Source organism: Chitinivibrionia bacterium (assembly GCA_009779925.1).
GTDB lineage: Bacteria > Fibrobacterota > Chitinivibrionia > Chitinivibrionales > Chitinivibrionaceae > WRFX01.
The window spans coordinates 66,646-86,443 of record WRAZ01000002.1 but is presented as its reverse complement, the minus strand read 5'-3'; the positions used below and the strand labels follow the sequence as shown (position 1 = coordinate 86,443).

Genomic DNA, 19,798 nt, shown 5'->3' with positions numbered 1-19,798 from the left:
ATTACAAATTATCAAGAATTTTTTTTAATTCTTCAATAAAAGTCAAAATTTCGGTTTCTGTTGTCTCTGCCGATAAACTTACCCGCATACTTGAAGCGGCGCGATGTTTGTCGTTGAACAGCGCTTTTACCACATAACTTTCTTTTGCTTTTTTTGCCGAGCAGGCAGAAACCGTTGATATATAAATTTCCTTAAGAGATAGCGCGCGAAGGATAGTTTCGGATTTTTGCTTGGGCACACTGAAATTTACTATAAACGGCGATGACGCGAACGGTTTTTCCTCGTTTGCAGGCGTATTTATTTGAATTGCAGGGATTTGCGAAAGATTATCGAGTAGAATTTTTTGCAGTTTTTGCACTTTTTCATATCGTTCTTTTTGCAGTTTTACGGCGATTTTTACTGATTTTGCAAGTGCCGCCGCCGCCGCGGTATTCGATGTTGAAGCACGAAAACCGAATTCTTGATTTCCGCCGTGGAGTTGCGGGTTTATTGTAATGTTTTTTTTGAAAATCAGCGCGCCGATACCCTTGACGCATTCTATTTTATGTCCCGAAAACGAAACAAAATCAATATTGCTGTTTTTTAATGAAACGGGAAGTTTTCCGACGCTTTGTGAAAAATCGCTGTGAAAGAGAGTTTGTTTATTTTTTCGTTTGATGATTTTCGCCATCTCAAAAACATCGTTAACTGAGCCGATTTCGTTGTTTACGTGCATAATTGAGGCGACGGTCGTCTGCCCTATTTTTTTTTCAAAATCTTCAAGAGAAATGACACCGTATTGATTTACAGGTAAAAATTCTACATTAAGTTTCTGTTTTTGTTGCAGAAAAAGTAAGGGCTCAAGAACAGATGCGTGCTCTATATTTGACGAGATAATTTGTTTTTGTAAGTTTGCAAAATTTTTGAGCACCAAATTATTGCTTTCGGTTGCCGAAGACGTAAAAATTAAATTGTATTCGTCTTCTGCATTAAAACTTTCGAGAATATTTTTTCTTGCGTGTGTTAAAACCGCTTCGGCTTTTATTCCGAAATCGTGCATTGAATCGGGATTTGCCCAGAATTTTTCATTTACTTCGTTGAAAATATTCAGCGCTTCCGGACTTGGTTTGGTTGTGGCGGCAAAATCAAGGTAAATCATAATATCAAGCGATTTTCATTTTCCAAATCCAACCCAAGTCGAGCGGACTTTCATTTATGAGTTCGGGCTTTTTCTCCAAAACAGCGTTTACTTCGCAGATTTCGCCGTCTATCGGAGAAATAAGCGGAGAAATTGCTTTAAGCGACTCGACTACACCGACTTCTTCTTCTTTTTTTACCGATTTGCCGATTTCGGGGAGTTGAACGTAAGTTATTTCTCCGAGTATGCTTTGCGCTTGGTTGGTAATTCCTACGGTTGCTGTGTTTCCGTCGATTTTTGTCCAAAAATTTTCGTTAATTCCACTCATTTTTTTATCTCCTTTTTTGTTTTTATGTCTTATTAAATGTGCGCAGGCGTATTTGTACGGGCAGGTTTGAAACCTGCCCCTACCCATTCGTTTTTTACCCCATTATCTCCTTAGGCAAATCAAAAATTACGCCCAATTCTTTTTGACTTGGGGTTAGCGTTAAAATATCCGCGCCGAAATCCGTTATCAGAACAGTATGCTCAAATTGCGCGGAAAGTGAGCCGTCGGCGGTGCGAACTGTCCAGCCGTCTTTTTTGTCGGTGAAGATTTTGCTGTTGCCTGCGTTTATCATCGGTTCGATGGTAAAAGTCATTCCCGGTTGCAAGATTATGTCGCTGCTTTCCGTGTTTCTGTTGTGCATAACTACGGGGTCTTCGTGAAAGTCCATACCTATTCCGTGCCCTGTGTAATCGCGAACTACCGAACATCCGCGCTTGTTTACTATGGGCTCTATAATGTCGCCTATAATCGACAAGGGAAGTCCGGGAGCGATACCTTTCATTGCCGCGATTGCTCCTTCGTATGACGCCATTACGAGGTTTTTTGCCTTATCACTTACGTTTCCTATAAGAAAGGTTTCGTTTTGGTCGCCGAAATAGCCGCCGACGTTTGTTGTAATGTCTAAATTTACAATGTCGCCGTCGAGCAGATATTCTTTGTCGTTGGGAATACCGTGGCAGACAATGCTGTTTCGAGAAATACAGCAGGATTTCGGATATTTGTTGTAATTCAGCGTTGCGGGAATGTGCCCGTGTTCTACAGTATATTTGTAAACAAGACGGTCTATTTCGCCTGTGGAAATTCCAGCCCTTATAAAAGTACGGATATAGTCCATAAGCTCACCGTTAAACTTGCCGGCAATGCGCATTCCTTCGATTTGTTCGGCAGTTTTTAAAATTATATTTCTGCCTTTTTTTTGCTTTCCCTGCCCTGCATTTGCATTTGTCGGCGCTTGCGGCTTGTTTATGCAGCAATGCTTAAATTTTCTTTGGCTTCCGCAAGGGCAAGGGTCGTTTCTTCCTGTCATTAGTTTTGCTTTCCTGCTTTTTTAATCTCTGTTATCAAGCATAATAAATATTGTTGTTGCCGTCAGCAAAGTTGTTGTCAATGTCGAAAGAGCCGCTATAACCAACTGCGGTTGTCTTTCGCGCGGAGGAGGTCCGTCAACCGCAAAAAGGTGTGTTCCCGAATTTATAATGTTTCTGTCTCTCATTCTTCGCACTTCGCGCACTTCTCCGTTTGCTCTTATGGCGTAAATACTCCCTCTTTGACCTGCAAGTGTTAAGCCTCCCGCTCGGTTAATGTAATGTCTTACCGACTGTCCTTCTACAAATCGGACTGCCGTTGGACTGTTTACACTTCCGCCGATAACAACGGTTTTGGGATTTGTTACGGCAATAATACTGTCGCCGTGTTCAAGAACAATACTAACATCTTGTCTTACTCTTCGGTTGTTTCCAAACCACCTTTCAAAGTCAACGGCGACTTGTCCTATATTGTTTTTTGACCTTGTGAAAGTTGTTCCTTCGAGATACGCGCTTTCTCTGAAACCGCCTGCTCTTCTTATTAACTGTACCAAAGTTTCGTCTCTGGAAATTTTTGCATAATGCCCCGGGAAAAGAAATTCACCGCCTAAATAAATTATCTCCTGGTCCTGCACTCTGACATCCTGACGAACAAAAATAACGTCCTGATGTTGCAGTTCGTGCGTGTTGTGTGTAAAAAATCCTGCAGAAATATTTACTCGAGTGGGCGAAGTTCTGTTTCCTTCGTGTTGGTTTTGCGATATTATTCGCGAAATCTCTACGTTTTCGCGAAATGCACCTTTTGTAAATCCGCCTGCCAAAAGCAAAATATCCTGAATAGTCATACCTGCCCGTAAAAAGTATCTGCCCGGTCTTTCAACCATACCAAAAATATCTACGTATTGATGAAATTGTAAATCCCAAATAGAGAATACACGTACAACATCCCATTTTTGCAGAGGTATATCACTTCTTCCGTTTAAGACGTTTTCCATATTGACCGCTAAAATTTGCTTTTCAAAATTTTCATCGGTTCTGATTAAAATTATTCTTTCGCCGAAAAAATCTTCAAGCACTCCACCTGATAAATTCAATAAATCGCTAATTCTCATACCCTCGGAAAATCCCCAAACGCCGGGTCTTTCTACCGCACCTTCAATGCTTACCGTATTATTGACCCTGTCAACAAAGTCAATGGTGAGAAAATCATTGCTTTTCGGGATAGACCTGCTCAGCTCTTCTTCGCTTAAGACATAATTTTGTCTTTGCTGTCCGACGGTTGTTCGTTCTATCGATATATTTTGCGTGTGTGCTTCAGGCAAAAATCCGCCCGCAAATCTTACGAGGTCTGCAAAAGTTTCACCTTCCCGAAGTTCATAGCGACCGGGACGACGAACTGCGCCTGTTATGTGTACATATTTTTCGATGGGATTAAGCAAAATTACGTCGAAGTCGGCAAGCGTTATGGTATCGGTAATTATTCCGTTCAGGAAAAAATTATACAAATCCACAGTATCGACGGCATCTTCACCCGCCGCGCCGCGTCTGCGAATAACAACGTTTCTGAGAGAAGCGTTATTGGTAGGTCCGCCCGCTCGAGCTATGGCGTGTATTACTCCTGCGGTCGATGGGATAAGATGATTTCCCGGTCTTCCTACTTCACCCACAACAATAACACTTTTTTGACGAAGTGTTCCCGTGGTTATTTCAATAAAAGTTGTTGCGTTAGGAGCGCCGTTTCGCACACCCGAATAAATTCTCGAATATCTTTGCAGAAGCATTTGTCTTGCTTCTCTGAGATTTCGTCCAGCCAAAACTACCTGTCCGATACCTGTTGCGTTTATTGTTCCGTTTCTGTCGATGGTATGTCTTTCTGTCGATTGAACTTCGCCCCAAATTTGAATAACAATTTCATCGCCTACTCCCAAAATATAATCGGCATTTACGGGTCCCATATTCAGAGTAAGAAAACGTTCATTGGCAATACGGAAAAAATCACGTCCGAAAGGTCTGAGCGAAGAATTATTCAAAGTTGTTTGGTCTAATCTTTCTCTTGTCAAAAACTCTATTTCAGATTCGTCATAAAGAAGCAACAAGGTATCAAGTGTAGCAGAAATAATCTCAAGACCTAAAGTCTCAAGACTGTCCGTGTCAAAACCTAAATGTCTCATCGTCAAACTATCCAGCAATCTTTCTTCTCGTCGCTGTTCTCTGAGCATTTGGTCAAATCTGTGGGTATCGTCGTCGAGCACAGTGGCTTGGTTGGCAGTAGCCAATAATCTTAAACTGTCCAACTGCTGCGCAGTCAACTGCTGCGCAGTCAACTGCTGCGCAGTCAACAAGATTACAAAAAACAAAGCGACAATAATTTTGTTTCTCAAAATAACTCCTTTTGGAATAATTATTAAATTTTTACAGATAAAAATACGTTTCGCCGCGGGTGTTAAGGGTGTTAAGTTTTGTTATTCCGTATAAAATTTATTGTTTTTCCAAATTGCGGGATTATTATGGTTTGCAAAAAACCAACGAAAAAAACAATAAAAACTTGCATTTTCCATTGGCAAAAAGGTATTTTCTTATGATTATATAAAAAAGGAGTTTCTGTTATGGTAATAGAAAGAAATGCGACCGAATTTATTATTCGTATGCCTGTAATTTCCAGAAATATAGAACGAGTGCAGGAATTAGTTGATTATTTTCGTTATATAGAATTAACTTCGGGATACAGTGTGCCGCAAAATGAAGTAGATGTTTTTGCAAAAGAAATTAACAGAAATTGGCGCAACAAGTATGAAAATTGTAATTGACACAAACTATGATAAATTCAAAACTACGGAAGAAATGTTGAAATTGCTTGAAGATTACGAAAAAAATCCACTCGCATAAAACTGCCATATTCTTCTTCCCCGTCTTAAGGGGACTACCCCTACAAAAGTTCAATTTATTAAAACCGTAGATACCCACCATAGCGCGTACAAATAGTATTTTCTTTACATAAAAAAACAACGGCAATAAAATTGTTCCACGTGGAACAATTATAATATAAGGAACAAACAATGGAATTTGACATCATAGTTATCGGCGCGGGACACGCGGGAGCGGAAGCGGCGTCAGCGGCGGCAAGATTAAACAGCCGTGTTTTACTCATCACGGGCAACATCGAATTTATCGGAGAAATGTCTTGCAACCCTGCAATCGGGGGAGTGGCGAAAGGAAACATCGTTCGCGAAATTGACGCGCTCGGCGGAGTTATGGCGCGCGCCGCAGACCACGCAGGAATACAATTCAGAATGCTCAACAAAAGCAAAGGCGCGGCAGTTTGGGGACCGCGTTGTCAAACGGACAGATTTTTATACAGACAATTTATTCGCGAACATTTGGAACACACATCGAACATTACAATTCTGCAAGATATGGTCGGCGAAATTTTAACAAACGAAAACGGCGCTTGCGGGGTCATAACCGAATGCGGAATTAAAATAAAATCCAAGGCGGTAATTATTACGGCGGGAACTTTTTTAAACGGTGTCGCGCACATCGCAGAAAACAAAATTTCTTGCGGACGTCTCGGCGAATTGGCTTCTACAAAATTGAGCGCAAGCATAAAAAAATTAGGCGTAAAATCGGCGCGGCTAAAAACAGGAACGTCCGCAAGAATTGACAAAGATACCATAGATTTTTCACAGCTCGAAATTCAAAAGGGCGACGAAAATCCGAAGCCTTTTTCGTTCAGCACAGATTTTCCGCTCAACAATTCGGCGGTTTGCTACACGATAAAAACCAATCACGAAACGCACAAAATAATTTTGGACAACATAGACCAATCCCCAATTTACGGAACAACGAAAGCGATAACGGGGGCAGGTCCGAGATATTGCCCGTCAATCGACGATAAAATTATGCGCTTCGGAGAGCGGGACGGACATTTGCTTTTTGTGGAGCCCGAAGGATTAAACAGGCGCGAAATTTACATAAACGGATTTTCGACTTCGCTTCCCGTCGATGTTCAAATAAAAATGCTGCAAAGTTTGCAGGGCTTTTCGGCGGCAAAAATAATTAAGCCCGCGTACGAAATAGAGTACGATTATTTCGACCCAACGCAACTGACATTGTCGCTCGAATCAAAAATAATCCCGAATTTATATTTTGCAGGACAGATAAACGGAACGTCGGGATACGAAGAAGCGGCGGGGCAAGGAATTATCGCAGGAATAAACGCCGCCCTAAAAACGTCCGAAAAATCGCCTTTCGTTTTGCGACGAGACGAAGCATATATCGGCGTTTTGATTGACGACTTGGTTTCCAAAGGAACGCACGAGCCATACCGAATGTTTACCGCGCGCGCGGAGTATCGACTGATTTTGCGACAAGACAACTGCGACGAACGCATAATGCCGATAGCATTTGAGCTTGGACTTGTTTCACGCGAAACATTTGAAGGGCGCCAAAAATCGTGGGAGAAAAAAGAAGAGCTAAAAGAAAAAATCCGCAACACACTCGTTTCGGCGGATAAGTGGAATGCGGCGGGGGCTTCGGCTCCGCTCAGCCACCGGAGTGAGACGGAAACTCGGTCGTTGAGCGAAGCCGAAACGACCAACAAATTTCTTCCAATTAAAGAAAATACCCGCGCTGACAAACTGTTAAAACGTCCGAACATCGAGCTCTCGGACATCGTGTCTAACAGCAATCTTGACGTTTCGGATTACGACGAAGAGGTATGCTTAGCGGCGCAATCCGACATTTTATACGAAGGCTTTGTCCTAAAACAAAAAGAAGCAATTGAAAAAACTTTGCGTTATGAAGACACAAAAATCCCTAACACGCTGAATTTTAACGAGATAGCAGGACTTTCCGCTGAGTCGCGTGAAAAGCTGAACAGACACAGACCGCAAACAATCGGACAAAGTTTAAGAATTTCGGGTATAACTCCCGCAGATGTGTTTGTAATAATAGTATATTTATCTAAGAAAAACGAAAATCTTGAAGAATAATGTTCCACGTGGAACAATTTTAGTTTGGAGAAAAAAGTGAAAGTTATTTGCGTACTTAATCAAAAAGGTGGTGTCGGAAAAACAACAACAGCGGTCAATTTGGCGGCTTGTCTTGCGGGCGCCGAAAAAAGAACGCTTCTTTTGGATATGGACGCTCAAAGAAACGCAACCAGTGGAATTGGCATTGACAAAGACGGCGTGGAAGTTTCGATTTATGATGTGCTTTCAGCAAGCGAAAATGATGACCTGAAAATCACAGATGCAATAATTTCATCGGAACACTTTGAGTATCTTGACGTTCTTCCAGCGAGTATCGACTTGGCGGGAATAGATTTGGAGTGGGCTTCAAAAATAGCTCGTGAAAGAATTTTGAGTACACATTTGGACGAGTTGAGAAAACTTCCGCCAACGGAACAATACGACTACGTTATTATAGACTCTCCTCCTGCGCTCAGTACAATCGTGGTGAATATTTTGACGGCTTCCGATTCGATTTTAATTCCCATTCAATGCGAATATTATGCTTTGGAAGGGCTTACGGAATTGCTTAATACTATAAGAAAAGTGCAGAAAAATCTTAACAAAAATCTTGAAGTAGAAGGCGTTTTGCTCACAATGTACGACAATCGTCTTAATTTGTCAAAGCAAGTTGCCGACGAAGTAAAGACCTTTTTCGGCGACAAGGTTTACGAGTGCGTTGTGCCGAGAAACGTAAAGCTTTCGGAAGCGCCGTCGCACGGAAAACCTATTATAAAATACGATATTATGTCCACTGGTTCTACTGCATATATGGAATTGGCAAAAGAAATCATTAAAAATAATGGTGGAAAAGGCGGTAAAAAATGAGTGGCAGAAAAGCGCTTGGAAAAGGTTTAAGTCAATTATACGGCGAAATAGAAGGACAACTTGCCGACAGTGGCAGTAGTGCGCAAAGCACGGTTTCTATTTCGGCAATTTCGCCAAACCCGTTTCAGCCCAGAATAGATTTTAATGTTGAGCAAATAGAAGAACTTGCAAAAAGCATAAAAGAACAGGGACTTTTACAGCCGATAGTTGTGCGAAAAATTTCGGAACAAAAATACCAGATTGTTTCGGGGGAGAGGCGCTTCAGAGCATTAAAATCGCTTGGAGAAGTTGATGCGCCCGTAATAATCAGAGATGATATTGACGACAAACAAATGCTTGAGCTCGCCTTGGTAGAAAATATCCAGCGCGAAAACCTTAACGAAATTGAAACCGCGCTTTCTTACCAAAAATTGATTGATGATTGCAACTATTCTCATCAGGAGTTGTCTGAGCGGCTTGGAAAAAGCAGGGCGTCGATAACAAACACCTTGCGTCTTCTTAAGCTTCCGGAAGTAATTCAGCAAATGCTTCGCAATCAGCAAATTTCAACAGGACACGCGAAGGCGCTTATAACAGTTGAAAACCCGATTTTACAGCTTGAACTTGCGCAAGAAGTCATAAAAAAGACGCTTTCGGTCAGAGAAATAGAAAAAAAAGTGTCGCAAATGCTTGAAAAAGGAAATTCCGCCGAAAAACTTGCTGAAAATTCATCACAAAGCTCAGCAAAAACAGAAAACGCTTTGACTAATCGATACTCGTCAATTTTGTCGGATATTAAAAAGCGTGGCGGATTTGACTTAAAAGTTATAGAAAAAGATACCGAAAAAGGAAAACTTGAGATAGAATTTAAAAATGTTGAAGAGTTTGAAAAAATAATTGCTTTTTTGAGCAAAGAGAACGGAGAATAGTATATGGGTATAGAAAATAAAAACAGAGTTAAGGGAATAATTATAGTTCGAGAAAGAACGACAGATGCTCCTAAAATGATTAAAATAAACGGCTTTTTGGTTTTTCTTATTAAGACGGCTGTTATTTTTATACTTATTTCGGCGGCAATATTGGCGGCTAGCTGGTCGTTTGTTTTTCAACGTTTAACAGATTATCACGATATGCGAGTTAAAACCGATTCGCTTATTTTGCATTCGCAACAAATAGATTCGCTTAAACTCAATATTGTGCGGATAAATCGCTATTTGGAATACTTCAGAATGGTTTCGAATATTGAAGGCAGAAACGGAACGCCTCCTACAATAGACGACTTTTTGAGAGATACGGCGCTTGTTGTGTCGCAAGAATTTATCGATGCACAACAGCAATTCAGAAGCATTCCGAAAATCCGCCCTGTTACGGGGATAATAAGCAGAGGGTTTGACCCCACCATTCCGCACAAGGCTATTGACTTTGCCGCGCCGCGCGGAACACCTGTTCGAGCAACTGCGGACGGTGTGGTAAGTCAGGTGTTTTTTGACCTTGATATGGGGCACGTCGTTATGATAACGCATAGTTATGGCTATGAAACGCTCTATGCTCACTGCGAAAAAATATTGGTTTCGGTAGGGCAAACAGTTGTTCAAGGGCAAACTATAGCTCTTGTCGGAAACACAGGAAGAGCAACAAGAGGATACCATTTGCATTACGAAGTATTAAGAAATGGGCAACAAATAGACCCGAAAACATTATTTTTATGAAAAAAATCGGAAAGGAGATAATTTATTATGGGTATGGAAAAGGGTAGCGGAAGCATCACTCTGCTTGGGGCGGGAGCGTCTTTCGAGGGAAAAATCAAAACGCCGCATACAGTCCAAATTTACGGAAAGTTTAACGGCGAAATTCAAACGAACGATTCAATTACAATTGGTCGTGATGGGGTTGTGGTTGCGGATATTATTGCAAAATCCGCACAGGTTGGCGGCAAAGTTCACGGGAATATCACTTGCAAAGACCAGATAGAATTGGAAGAACACTCGGAAGTTCGCGGAAACATTACTGCAAAAGAATTGGTTATTAAAAAAGGCGCTGTATTCCACGGGCAATCGTCTATGGTGCAGGGACAACAGGGTACACAAGGGCAACAGGCAGGTGCAAATCAATTGCCGCCGCCCGGCGAAAATTCGGACAAAAAATAAGATATTTTATTTAGTTCAAATCTTTTTTTCGCAAGAGATACATTCCGACAGCCGCGGCAGTAGAAACGTTAAGCGATTCTATTGCCGAGTTGTCAAACGGAACTGTAAAAACAAAGTCAGCCAGTGATTTTAATTTATCGGAAACACCGTTTCCTTCATTTCCGAGCGCGAAGATGATTTTTTCATCTTCCCTTTCGGGCAAATTTTCGTTTGTTCCGTCCAAATCCGCAACTACCAACCGATATTTTTGCTTTTTGAGGACATTTATGCTGTCAAAAATATCCGCCGAAGAAATTATATCCAAATTGCAAAGCGCGCCGCCCGTGGAACGAACAACTTTCGGCGAATAAACATCTGCGCAACCTTGACTTAATATTACTGTTGAAAACCCGAAAGCCGCCGCACTTCGAATAAGCGTGCCGACATTCCCCGGATCTTGAATGTTTTCCAGCATTAAGACCTTGCCGAAAATGGTAGTTAGGTCGATTTTTTGTGCTTTCGGAATTTCGACAACTGCAATAACCCCATTTGGAGTTTTACTATCGGTGATTTTGCCTAAGGTATTGGAATTTATATATCTTACAGGAATTTTCGTTGTTCTCGTAGGGGCAGACCCCTGTGTCTGCCCAAAATCGGCGGCATTCAATGGGCAGACACAGGGGTCTGCCCCTACGGTTAAAATTTCCAGAATTTTCATTTTGTTTGAATTTACAAATTGTTCAACTTGTCGAACGCCCTCAACAATAAACACCGAATGTTCTTTTCGTCCTTTGCTTGTTAAAAGGTCTTGATAGTATTTTATCGGAAGTTCATCTTTCATACCAAATGCACTCCGTTGTCGAGATAAATTATTTGCCCCGTTAGGTTTTCGCAGAAGAGTAAAAATTCTATTGACCGCGAAATATTTTTATCCGAAATTTCGTTTTTCAGTACTTCTTTGTTTTTTGCAACCGTGTTAGACGGATTTGCTTTTTCTTCAAGCATTCCGAAAGCGACCGCATTTACGCGAATTTGGGGCGCAAAAATCAAAGCCGACTCTTTGGTCGTTTCTTCTAAAAAACGCTTTGAAACGCGATAATTTTGATAGTTTTCATTAAACCTGTAAATATTGCCGTCGAGAATGTTTATTATATTTCCCTTTTTTACAATTTCAGCATATTTTTGACTTAAAATTAACGGGGTAAAACCATTTATTTGCATTGTTTTTTGTAAGTTGTCGGTATCTTTAAGATTTCCTTTTTCAAAAATCGCCGCGCAATTAACCAAACAGCAAAGATTTTCTTTGTGTTTGTCTATAATTTCGTATATTTCAGGCAGTTGTGCAGGGAAGTTTGCTTTGATTGCGGTAATGCGGTTTGTAAACGTAGGGACAGGTTTTAAACCTGCCCTTACAGAAATGTCCTCGTTCGTATTATAATGCGCAATAACATCAAAGCCCAAATCCGAAAAGATTTTTACTAATTTCAGACCGATTTTTCCGCTTGCTCCTGTGATGAGGACGGTTTTGTTTTTCTCAATATTTCTCGTCTGCGAACTCAACCCAACCGCCTGCTTTTACCAATGCTTCGTCGAATTTGCTCAAACCGAATGGAATAACAAGTTTTCCGTTGAATGTTAGTTTGTGATTTTCCATATCGACGACGCATTCAACCGTTTCATTCGACAATGCAAAAATTTTGTCGATTTCGGTTTTCGGCAATTCTATGGCGAGCATTCCGCCGTTGAACATATTTTGACGGAAAATACGTGCAAAGTTTTCGGCGATTACTACATAAATATCGTTTACTTCAAATGCCCAAGGAGCGTGTTCGCGAGAACTTCCGCAACCGAAATTTGCTCTTGAAACTACAACCTTTGCAAGTTTAAGCGGCTCGCCTTTTGGGTCGAAGCCCGCGAGTTTTAAATCTTCGAGCAAATACGGTTTAAGTGCTTCTTTTGCCACTTCCGTCAGGTATTTTGCGGGAATTATTTCGTCCGTGTTAATGTCGCTTCTGTCCAAAAACAAAACTTGTCCGCCGAAGTTTTTCATATAAAATCCTTTCAAATTGTTAATTTTGCGGGTAAAATACTATATGGGCGACGGTAATCGGTCATATATTTCTTCTTTTTCTCAACAAATTCGGCGTATAGCCAATATATTATCTTAAAAATATCGTAAAAAAGCAAAACAGATAATATATTGGCTATTAAAATATAAACAGTTATGTACAGAAAAACCACAAAAATTATCTTTCTCTTTTCTCCTCTTGACAAATTCGAGGTGCAGATAATATATTAGCTGAAAAATCTTAAAAATAAAGGAAATAGTGAATATGTTAGCTGTTAAAATGGGAATAGCTCAGCGTGTAAGACAGCGTCGTAAGGAACAAAAACTGTCGCAACAAAAACTTGCCGAAATATCACGCGTATCTTTGGGGTCGCTAAAAAGATTTGAAAGGAAAGGCGAAATATCGCTGAAATCGTTATTGAAAATTGCCTTTGCTCTCGGTTATGAACACGGGTTTGTCGAGCTGTTTGACAAAAAACCTTTGTCGCTCAACGAGGTGGTAAACGAATTTAACGAATTGAAGTCAGAACTGCTACAGCGAGCCGAGCAACGAAAAGAATTTGTGAACGCACGGCGGAAATAAGCAATCCCAATCGATACAGCAGTTGTTAAATCAAATTTTATATTATCGTTTTAGTTTTTTCGCAAGTTTCCCGACCAAATCCGTGATTTTCAAAATGCCGAAAGCATTAAGCAATACCATCGCCAAGATTACCGCAGGGGTTGATACAAAGAAAACCTGCAAAATTCTCGGCAAAGAAAAACCACCGATAAGGTGCATAACAAAAAACTGCGTGCCGATAACAATCCCGCCAATTACGACGGCAAGAAGAATAGGCTTAAGCGCAGAAAGCAATTTTGATTGCGGATAAAATACATACCATCTCCAAACAATCAAGAACGTGGCAATAATCGAAAAAATGCTTGTTGCCGCCGAAATACCCGTAATTCCCCACATCTCGCTCAAAATTTTGTAGAACGGCAGGGACAAAACAAGCGAAATTGTTGAGATTATAAGCGGTGTTTTGGTGTCTTTTGCGGCATAGAAAAGCCGTTGTAAAATGATTGCCGCCGACAAAAAGAATATCCCCGGAAGATAACCGATAAGCGCCCTTGAAGTAAGCGCGACCGACTGCTCGTCAAATGCGCCGCGTCCGAACAGTATAGAGATAATATTGCCCGAAATCGGGTAAATTGCCGCTGAGATTATTATTATTATTGCCGCGGTTTTCACGAAAATCGGGATTAGTATTTTCTCCATTTCGTCGTATTTTTTTTCGTTTGCTTTTTCGGACAAGAACGGGAAAATCGGCGCGGCTATTGAACTTGCGAAAAGTCCTACCACTATCATCATTATTCGGTAGGCGTAGTTTAGGGCTACTATTGCGCCTTGTCCGTCGTCTATCCGCGAGCCGAAAAAGCGGAAAGTGAATTCGTTTGAAAATGTTATTCCGAGCCCAAGCATCAGCGGAAGAGTGTTTAAGAACCATTGTCTGAAATCTTTGTCGCGCAGGTCGATTACGGGTGAATATTTTACGGAAAAACGCTTTGCTCCGAAAAACTGTAAGACCGCGTGTCCGACAAATGCGCCGAAAAATACTCCCCACGAAAACCCCGCAATTCCAATAAATCGGAAGAATACAAGCCCGAAAACGACGATTGACGTATTGTAAATTATTGGTGCGAGCGCGGCGAATTTGTAGTTTTTGTTTGCTTGCTGAATACCGATAAAAATCGTTCCCCAAAAGAAAAACAGCTGAGCGGGCAACACAATCCGCGTGAGCCGAACGGTTAAATCAAAAATGTGCGGGTTGTTAGTTATAGTATCACCTGCAAGAACGCTGACTAAAAACGGCGCGGCAAAAAAGCAGACAGTTAAAACAACGGCAAAAATCAGTGTTCCTACAGTAAAAACATTAGAGAAAAACCGACTTTGCTTTTCGGGATTATTTGCCAAACCTTGAAAAATCGGGATAAATGCGATAGAAAGCGCGCTTCCCGCCAAAATCGAATTTACCAAATCGGGCAGAATAAATGCGAATGTATAAGCGTCGCCCTCGCTCGATGTTCCGACTTTCGCCGCAAAAACAACGACAAGCAAAAATCCCAATAATTTGCTCAGTGCATTGGATGAAAATACGGTCAAAATCGCCGAAAAAGTTGTTTGTTGCTTTGTTTTCATAGCGCAAAAATACTATATTGCAAATATAAAAAAATGTAAAAATTAGATGAATTAAGTAAAATACACAAAAACAACTTGACAAATATAAAAAAAATTTAGTATATTGTCTTTTGTGGGGTTATTACAAAATAACAAAGAAAAGGACAGGAAAGAAATGCAAGAAACACACCAAAAAACCTCTAAACACTTGATGCCTCAACTATATAATAACGGGGTGGACGAATATTTATGTTAATACAATATACACATATACTTTTTGCCTCAGTGGTAATTTTGGCGCTTATCGGTGCGTTGTTGTTTCTTTTGTTGAAAGACGCGCAAAGAAAAGTAAAAAAAGAACAAATGGAAAACAGCTTTATAAAATCTTTTATAGAAAACTCTCCTTACATTATAAATGTATGGACTTCCGACATCAGATTGGTGCAAACAAGCCAACAGGCGGTAAAAATGTTCGGGCTTAAAAATCAGCAGGAATATTTGGACAGATTTGCCGAACTTTCGCCTCAATGTCAGCCTTGTGGAACGTCTTCCATTGAAAAAGCCGTTGCTCTCGTTAAAAAAGCGTTTTCTACAGGTAGTGCCCAATTTGAATGGTTGCACCAAGACCTTAACGGAAATCTTATTCCCACAGAGATTTTTTTGTTGAGATTTGAAGACAGCGAAGGTTTAAAAGTTCTTGCTACAACAACAGATTTGCGTAATATATTTTCCGCCCAAAAGAAAGAGCAGGAAGCTGTAGCGTCAAGTCAGATTGCAACGGACGCAAACCACGCAAAAACCCGCTTTTTGGAAAGAATGAGCCACGAAATCCGCACGCCGCTGAACTCTGTTTTAGGTATTACCGAGACCCAACTGCAAAAAAATCACTCTCCCGAAATCGAAAAAGCATTTTTGCGTATTCATAATTCGTCGTCCTTGTTGCTTGCAATTATTAACGATATTCTTGATTTGGGTAAGATAGAATCGGGAAAAAAGGCTACAGCTTTCAATGCCTACGAATTGACAAGCATTATAGTGGATACATTGCAGTTGCATCTTGTATGTATCGGCGACAAAAATATCGAATTCAAGTTGGAATTGGATGAACAACTGCCGCTTCGTTTGCTTGGCGACGAAGTCAGCATTAAGCAAATTTTGAATAACCTGCTTTCTAATGCGATTAAATATACGGATAGCGGTGAAATTCGGTTGTCTGTAGGTATTGAGCAAAAAGATTATGACGACTTTTCTTTCGACGATATTATGTTGATTTTTACCGTGCAGGATACAGGTCAAGGTATGACGGAAGAAGAGGTGGAGGCTTTATTTGAAGAGTATAACAGATATAAAACAGACGAAGCAAAAAGCATTAAAGGCACGGGCTTGGGAATGAACATCGTTTGGCAGTTGGTTAATATTGTGGGCGGTCGCATAGAAGTAAAAAGCGAGCTCGGCGTCGGCAGTACGTTTTCTGTTTATATACCGCAAATCCCTCAAGGAACGGATGTTTTTGGCAAGAAAAACATAGAAAACCTGCAAAATCTTGAAAATTTGCAAAACTCTTTAAGAATGGTTAATAAAATTAAACGCGAATTTATGCCGTATGGACGAGTTTTGGTAGTCGATGACGTAGAATCGAACATTGAAGTAATAAAAGATTTTTTAATGCCTTACAGAATAGACACGGATACCGTAAATTGCGGAGAAGCGGCTGTCCGGAAAGTCAAAGACGGCAATGTTTACGACATTATATTTATGGACCACAAAATGCCCGAAATGGACGGAATTGAAGCCACAAAAATAATACGTGAACTTGGCTACGAACAACCGATAATAGCTTTGACGGCAAACGTTTTTGCGGGGGTCGTAGAAATGCTTTTAAGCAACGGTTTTACGGAATACTTGTCAAAGCCGATCGACTTATTAAGGCTTGATGCGTTTTTGAACAAGTTTATACGAGACAAACAACCCAAAGACGTTCTCGAAAAAGCAAATCTGCAAATGTCGCTGGAAAATGACGGCGATGTCGAAAAAACCGAAGAAAATTCCAATATAAAAGATAAAATAATGAACGCCTTTTTAAGGGACGCTCAAAGGTCTATTTCGGCATTGGAATTGTTTTGCGACTCATCCGAAATAGACGATAAAGCGATGAAAAACTTTATTGTACACACTCATTCAATGAAAAGCGCCTTTAACAATATAGAGCGTAGCGATCTTTCTGCTGTTGCCGCCGAACTTGAAGAAGCAGGCTATGAAAACAATATCAAAAAAATAAACGAGCAAACGCCGCTGTTTTTGGAACAATTAAAAGAAATCGTCAAAGAAAACCGACCTAAGTAAAAAAATTATACCATTTTGTGTTGATATATATTATTTTACTGGCGGATACGCACTAATTATATTAACTTTAATGGATTAGGATAGGTGAATTTATGTTAAAAAATGTAAACCCTAGTACAACAAGTGAATGGAGCTCTTTGGGCAAAAGAGCATTAAGTGGCGAAGGCAAAAATCTAAAAAAATTGTTTGCTGACGACAAAAATCGATTTGAAAAGTTTTCTCGAATGTTTGGCGACGATTTATTTGTCGATTTTTCGAAAAATCTTATTACAGACGAAATCTTTAATGACCTTATTTCGCTTGCCGGAACGTGCGATGTTCACGGGGCGGCAAAAGCAATGTTTTGCGGCGAAAAAATCAACATTACCGAAAATCGCGCGGTTTTGCACACAGCCCTGCGAAACAGAGGGCAAAACGCAGTGTTTACCGACGGAAAAGACGTAATGCCCGATGTGAGAAAAGTTCTCGCGCAAATGAAAGCGTTTTGCGGCGAAATACACAGCAAAAAATGGCTCGGCTACACAGGAAAACCGATTGACACTATTGTAAATATCGGTATCGGCGGCAGTGATTTGGGTCCCGTAATGGTTAGCGAAGCGCTGAAACCGTATTGGGTGGATGGGATAAACTCGTATTTTGTGTCGAACGTGGACGGAACGCACATCGTAGAAACGCTGAAAAAGTGCAATGCCGAAACAACACTCTTTTTGATTGCTTCCAAAACATTTACAACCCAAGAAACAATGACAAACGCCAACACCGCGCGCGACTGGTTTTTGAAAAATTCAAAAGACGAAGCTCAGATAGCAAAACATTTTGCCGCGCTCTCCACTAACGAAAAAGCGGTTTCAGCTTTCGGAATAGACACAAAAAATATGTTTGAATTTTGGGATTGGGTGGGAGGACGCTACTCGCTTTGGTCTGCAATAGGACTTTCGATAGCGCTTACAATAGGCTATGAAAACTTTGAAAAATTGCTTGAAGGAGCATACGAAACCGACCAACACTTTTTATCGGCGGACTTAAAAGACAATATCCCCGTAATTTTGGCAATGATAGGAATTTGGTACAACAATTTCCTGAACGCGCAAAGCGAAGCGATTTTGCCCTACGATCAATATTTGCACAGATTTGCGGCGTATTTTCAGCAAGGAAATATGGAAAGCAACGGCAAAAAGTGTGATAGAGACGGCAAAAAAGTCGATTACGAAACAGGTCCGATTATTTGGGGCGAGCCGGGAACAAACGGTCAGCACGCGTTTTATCAGTTAATTCACCAAGGAACAAAACTTATTCCGAGCGATTTTATAGCGCCGGCAATAAGCCAAAATCCCACAGGCGACCATCACGTAAAACTTTTGTCGAACTTTTTTGCACAAACAGAGGCAATGGCATTCGGAAAAACAAAAGAACAGGTTATCGAAGAATTTGAAAAAGCGGGCAAAACACCAGCCGAATATGAAAAATTAGTGCCTTTCAAGGTTTTCGACGGCGATATTCCGACAAATTCAATTCTGCTCAAAAAAATAACGCCGAAAACCCTCGGAAAACTGATAGCGATTTACGAGCATAAAATCTTTGTTCAGGGAATAGTTTTCAATATTTTCAGTTTTGACCAATGGGGCGTGGAACTCGGTAAACAATTGGCAAATAAAATATTGCCCGAATTAAACGGTAGCGAAAAAATTAATACACACGATGGTTCTACTAATGGGCTGATTAACTTGTGGAAAACTTGGAAATAAAGGAGGTTGTTAAAAATGATGGTAAAAACAATGGGCGGACGCGGACTTACAAAGATCGGCGTATTTTATGACGGAAACTACTTTTTGCACGTAAGTAATTATTATAAATATTCGCACGAAAGAAAATCACGTTTGAGTGTTGCGGGACTTCACAGATTTCTTCGCAGCCACGCGGCATTTTTGTGCGATACGGATGACCATTTGTGTCATATTGTGGATGCGCATTATTTCAGAGGCAGAGTGAACGCTTTTGAAAGCAGAAACGCCGAAAATGGCAGTGAAATTCTCTATTATGAGCGACTTTTCGACGATATGTTGCACGCCGAAGGGATTACGACGCATTATCTTCCCGTAAGAATTGAGCAGGACGGCAGTAAGCACGAAAAAGGCATAGACGTTTTGCTCGCTCTGGAGGCGTTTGAATTGGCGTTTTACAAGAGATTTGACATATTGGTAATCATTGCATCAGACGGCGATTATGTGCCGCTTGTACGCAAATTAAACGCTTTGGGCATTCGGGTAATGGTTTTGTCGTGGGATTTTGAATACGTTAACTCTGCAGGCAAAAACAGCATAACGCGGACTTCGCAAGCGCTTTTGGAAGAAGCGGCATACCCTGTCGCAATGCACGAAATAATCGACAACCGCATAAAAAGAAACGACCCTATAATAAACGGACTTTTCACGGCAACCCGCGAAAATGCCGAGCATATAAAGGGCGCTTTTGCTGACGCAAAGCCGCAAACTCCGACAAGTTTTGTCGGCGGACAGGAAAATGCAAGCGCATCGCGCCCGAGTATTGCGGAACCGCTTACGTCTGCAACATTTGAGCCGTCCTTAAAAGTGAGCACAATTAAAGCGGTTAAGGATAGTTTCGGCTTTATTAACAATGAGCCGCAGGACGCGTTTTTCCATTGCTCAAGCGTTATAGGTTGCGATTTTTCGCAGTTGCAGGTAGGCGATACTATAGAGTTCTTGGAAACGTTCAACGACGGTAAATACGTAGCCAAAGACGTTAAACCGGTTGAACCAAACGGAAATATCGCGTAATTTTCGGATTAAAATCTGT

The 19,798-nt window shown here is 40.8% G+C and carries 18 protein-coding genes; 10 read left to right on the top strand and 8 right to left on the bottom strand.

The features are described 5' to 3' along the window. Position 1: 1 nt before the first annotated feature. From FWE23_01635 to FWE23_01620, 4 genes are all read right to left on the bottom strand, one after another. Complete coding sequence (locus tag FWE23_01635; GenBank protein MCL2844143.1) at positions 2 to 1,138, bottom strand: cysteine desulfurase; 1,137 nt, start codon at positions 1,136 to 1,138, stop codon at positions 2 to 4. A gap of 4 nt (positions 1,139 to 1,142) precedes the next feature. Further along, on the bottom strand, positions 1,143 to 1,445 hold the full coding sequence (locus FWE23_01630; protein ID MCL2844142.1) for a glycine cleavage system protein H: 303 nt from the start codon (positions 1,443 to 1,445) through the stop codon (positions 1,143 to 1,145). A gap of 94 nt (positions 1,446 to 1,539) precedes the next feature. Beyond that, positions 1,540 to 2,472, bottom strand: coding sequence for a methionyl aminopeptidase (locus tag FWE23_01625; GenBank protein MCL2844141.1), 933 nt, complete (start codon positions 2,470 to 2,472; stop codon positions 1,540 to 1,542). Positions 2,473 to 2,493: 21 nt separating this feature from the next. Then, entirely contained in the window at positions 2,494 to 4,851 is a 2,358-nt protein-coding gene (locus FWE23_01620; GenBank protein MCL2844140.1) for an SLBB domain-containing protein, read from the bottom strand. A gap of 225 nt (positions 4,852 to 5,076) precedes the next feature. Here FWE23_01620 and FWE23_01615 point away from each other — a divergent pair, with 225 nt between their 5' ends. The 6 genes from FWE23_01615 (at position 5,077) to FWE23_01590 (ending at position 10,433) form a co-directional block, all read left to right on the top strand. After that, the gene (locus FWE23_01615) at positions 5,077 to 5,277 is read left to right on the top strand and encodes a hypothetical protein (GenBank protein MCL2844139.1); all 201 of its coding nucleotides are present in this window, start codon (positions 5,077 to 5,079) and stop codon (positions 5,275 to 5,277) included. A gap of 249 nt (positions 5,278 to 5,526) precedes the next feature. Continuing rightward, entirely contained in the window at positions 5,527 to 7,461 is a 1,935-nt protein-coding gene (mnmG, locus tag FWE23_01610) for a tRNA uridine-5-carboxymethylaminomethyl(34) synthesis enzyme MnmG (GenBank protein ID MCL2844138.1), read from the top strand. Positions 7,462 to 7,497: 36 nt separating this feature from the next. After that, positions 7,498 to 8,307, top strand: a complete 810-nt coding sequence (locus tag FWE23_01605) for an AAA family ATPase (GenBank protein MCL2844137.1) — start codon at positions 7,498 to 7,500, stop codon at positions 8,305 to 8,307. After that, positions 8,304 to 9,215, top strand: coding sequence for a ParB/RepB/Spo0J family partition protein (locus tag FWE23_01600; GenBank protein MCL2844136.1), 912 nt, complete (start codon positions 8,304 to 8,306; stop codon positions 9,213 to 9,215). Before FWE23_01605 ends, FWE23_01600 begins: the two co-directional genes overlap by 4 nt. Before the next feature lie 3 nt (positions 9,216 to 9,218). Beyond that, positions 9,219 to 9,995, top strand: coding sequence for a M23 family metallopeptidase (locus FWE23_01595; GenBank protein ID MCL2844135.1), 777 nt, complete (start codon positions 9,219 to 9,221; stop codon positions 9,993 to 9,995). A 27-nt stretch (positions 9,996 to 10,022) separates the two neighbouring features. After that, positions 10,023 to 10,433 (top strand): polymer-forming cytoskeletal protein, encoded by a 411-nt coding sequence (locus tag FWE23_01590; protein ID MCL2844134.1) that lies wholly within the window; start codon positions 10,023 to 10,025, stop codon positions 10,431 to 10,433. Positions 10,434 to 10,443: 10 nt separating this feature from the next. Here the strand turns inward: FWE23_01590 and FWE23_01585 are convergent, their stop codons facing one another. The 3 genes from FWE23_01585 to FWE23_01575 are packed head-to-tail and all read right to left on the bottom strand — an operon-like array spanning position 10,444 to position 12,462. After that, positions 10,444 to 11,253 (bottom strand): RNA methyltransferase, encoded by an 810-nt coding sequence (locus tag FWE23_01585; protein ID MCL2844133.1) that lies wholly within the window; start codon positions 11,251 to 11,253, stop codon positions 10,444 to 10,446. Next, a complete protein-coding gene (locus FWE23_01580; protein ID MCL2844132.1) occupies positions 11,250 to 11,972 on the bottom strand; it encodes an SDR family oxidoreductase in 723 nt (240 codons plus the stop codon). The genes FWE23_01585 and FWE23_01580 overlap by 4 nt, the downstream gene beginning before the upstream one ends. Then, positions 11,947 to 12,462 (bottom strand): 3-isopropylmalate dehydratase small subunit, encoded by a 516-nt coding sequence (locus FWE23_01575; GenBank protein ID MCL2844131.1) that lies wholly within the window; start codon positions 12,460 to 12,462, stop codon positions 11,947 to 11,949. Before FWE23_01575 ends, FWE23_01580 begins: the two co-directional genes overlap by 26 nt. Before the next feature lie 283 nt (positions 12,463 to 12,745). On the opposite strand from FWE23_01575, the gene FWE23_01570 reads away from it, so the two are divergent. Then, positions 12,746 to 13,063 carry a helix-turn-helix transcriptional regulator gene (locus FWE23_01570; protein MCL2844130.1) on the top strand — a complete coding sequence of 106 codons (318 nt, stop codon included), beginning with the start codon at positions 12,746 to 12,748 and terminating at the stop codon, positions 13,061 to 13,063. A 42-nt stretch (positions 13,064 to 13,105) separates the two neighbouring features. Here the strand turns inward: FWE23_01570 and murJ are convergent, their stop codons facing one another. Next, entirely contained in the window at positions 13,106 to 14,662 is a 1,557-nt protein-coding gene (gene murJ / locus FWE23_01565; protein ID MCL2844129.1) for a murein biosynthesis integral membrane protein MurJ, read from the bottom strand. 228 nt (positions 14,663 to 14,890) lie between these two features. Here murJ and FWE23_01560 point away from each other — a divergent pair, with 228 nt between their 5' ends. The 3 genes from FWE23_01560 (at position 14,891) to FWE23_01550 (ending at position 19,779) form a co-directional block, all read left to right on the top strand. Beyond that, positions 14,891 to 16,984 (top strand): ATP-binding protein, encoded by a 2,094-nt coding sequence (locus FWE23_01560; GenBank protein ID MCL2844128.1) that lies wholly within the window; start codon positions 14,891 to 14,893, stop codon positions 16,982 to 16,984. 92 nt (positions 16,985 to 17,076) lie between these two features. Then, on the top strand, positions 17,077 to 18,729 hold the full coding sequence (pgi, locus tag FWE23_01555; protein MCL2844127.1) for a glucose-6-phosphate isomerase: 1,653 nt from the start codon (positions 17,077 to 17,079) through the stop codon (positions 18,727 to 18,729). Between the two features lie 15 nt (positions 18,730 to 18,744). Beyond that, positions 18,745 to 19,779: an NYN domain-containing protein gene (locus FWE23_01550; GenBank protein ID MCL2844126.1), complete on the top strand. Its 1,035-nt coding sequence runs from the start codon at positions 18,745 to 18,747 to the stop codon at positions 19,777 to 19,779. The last annotated feature ends 19 nt before the right edge of the window (positions 19,780 to 19,798 follow it).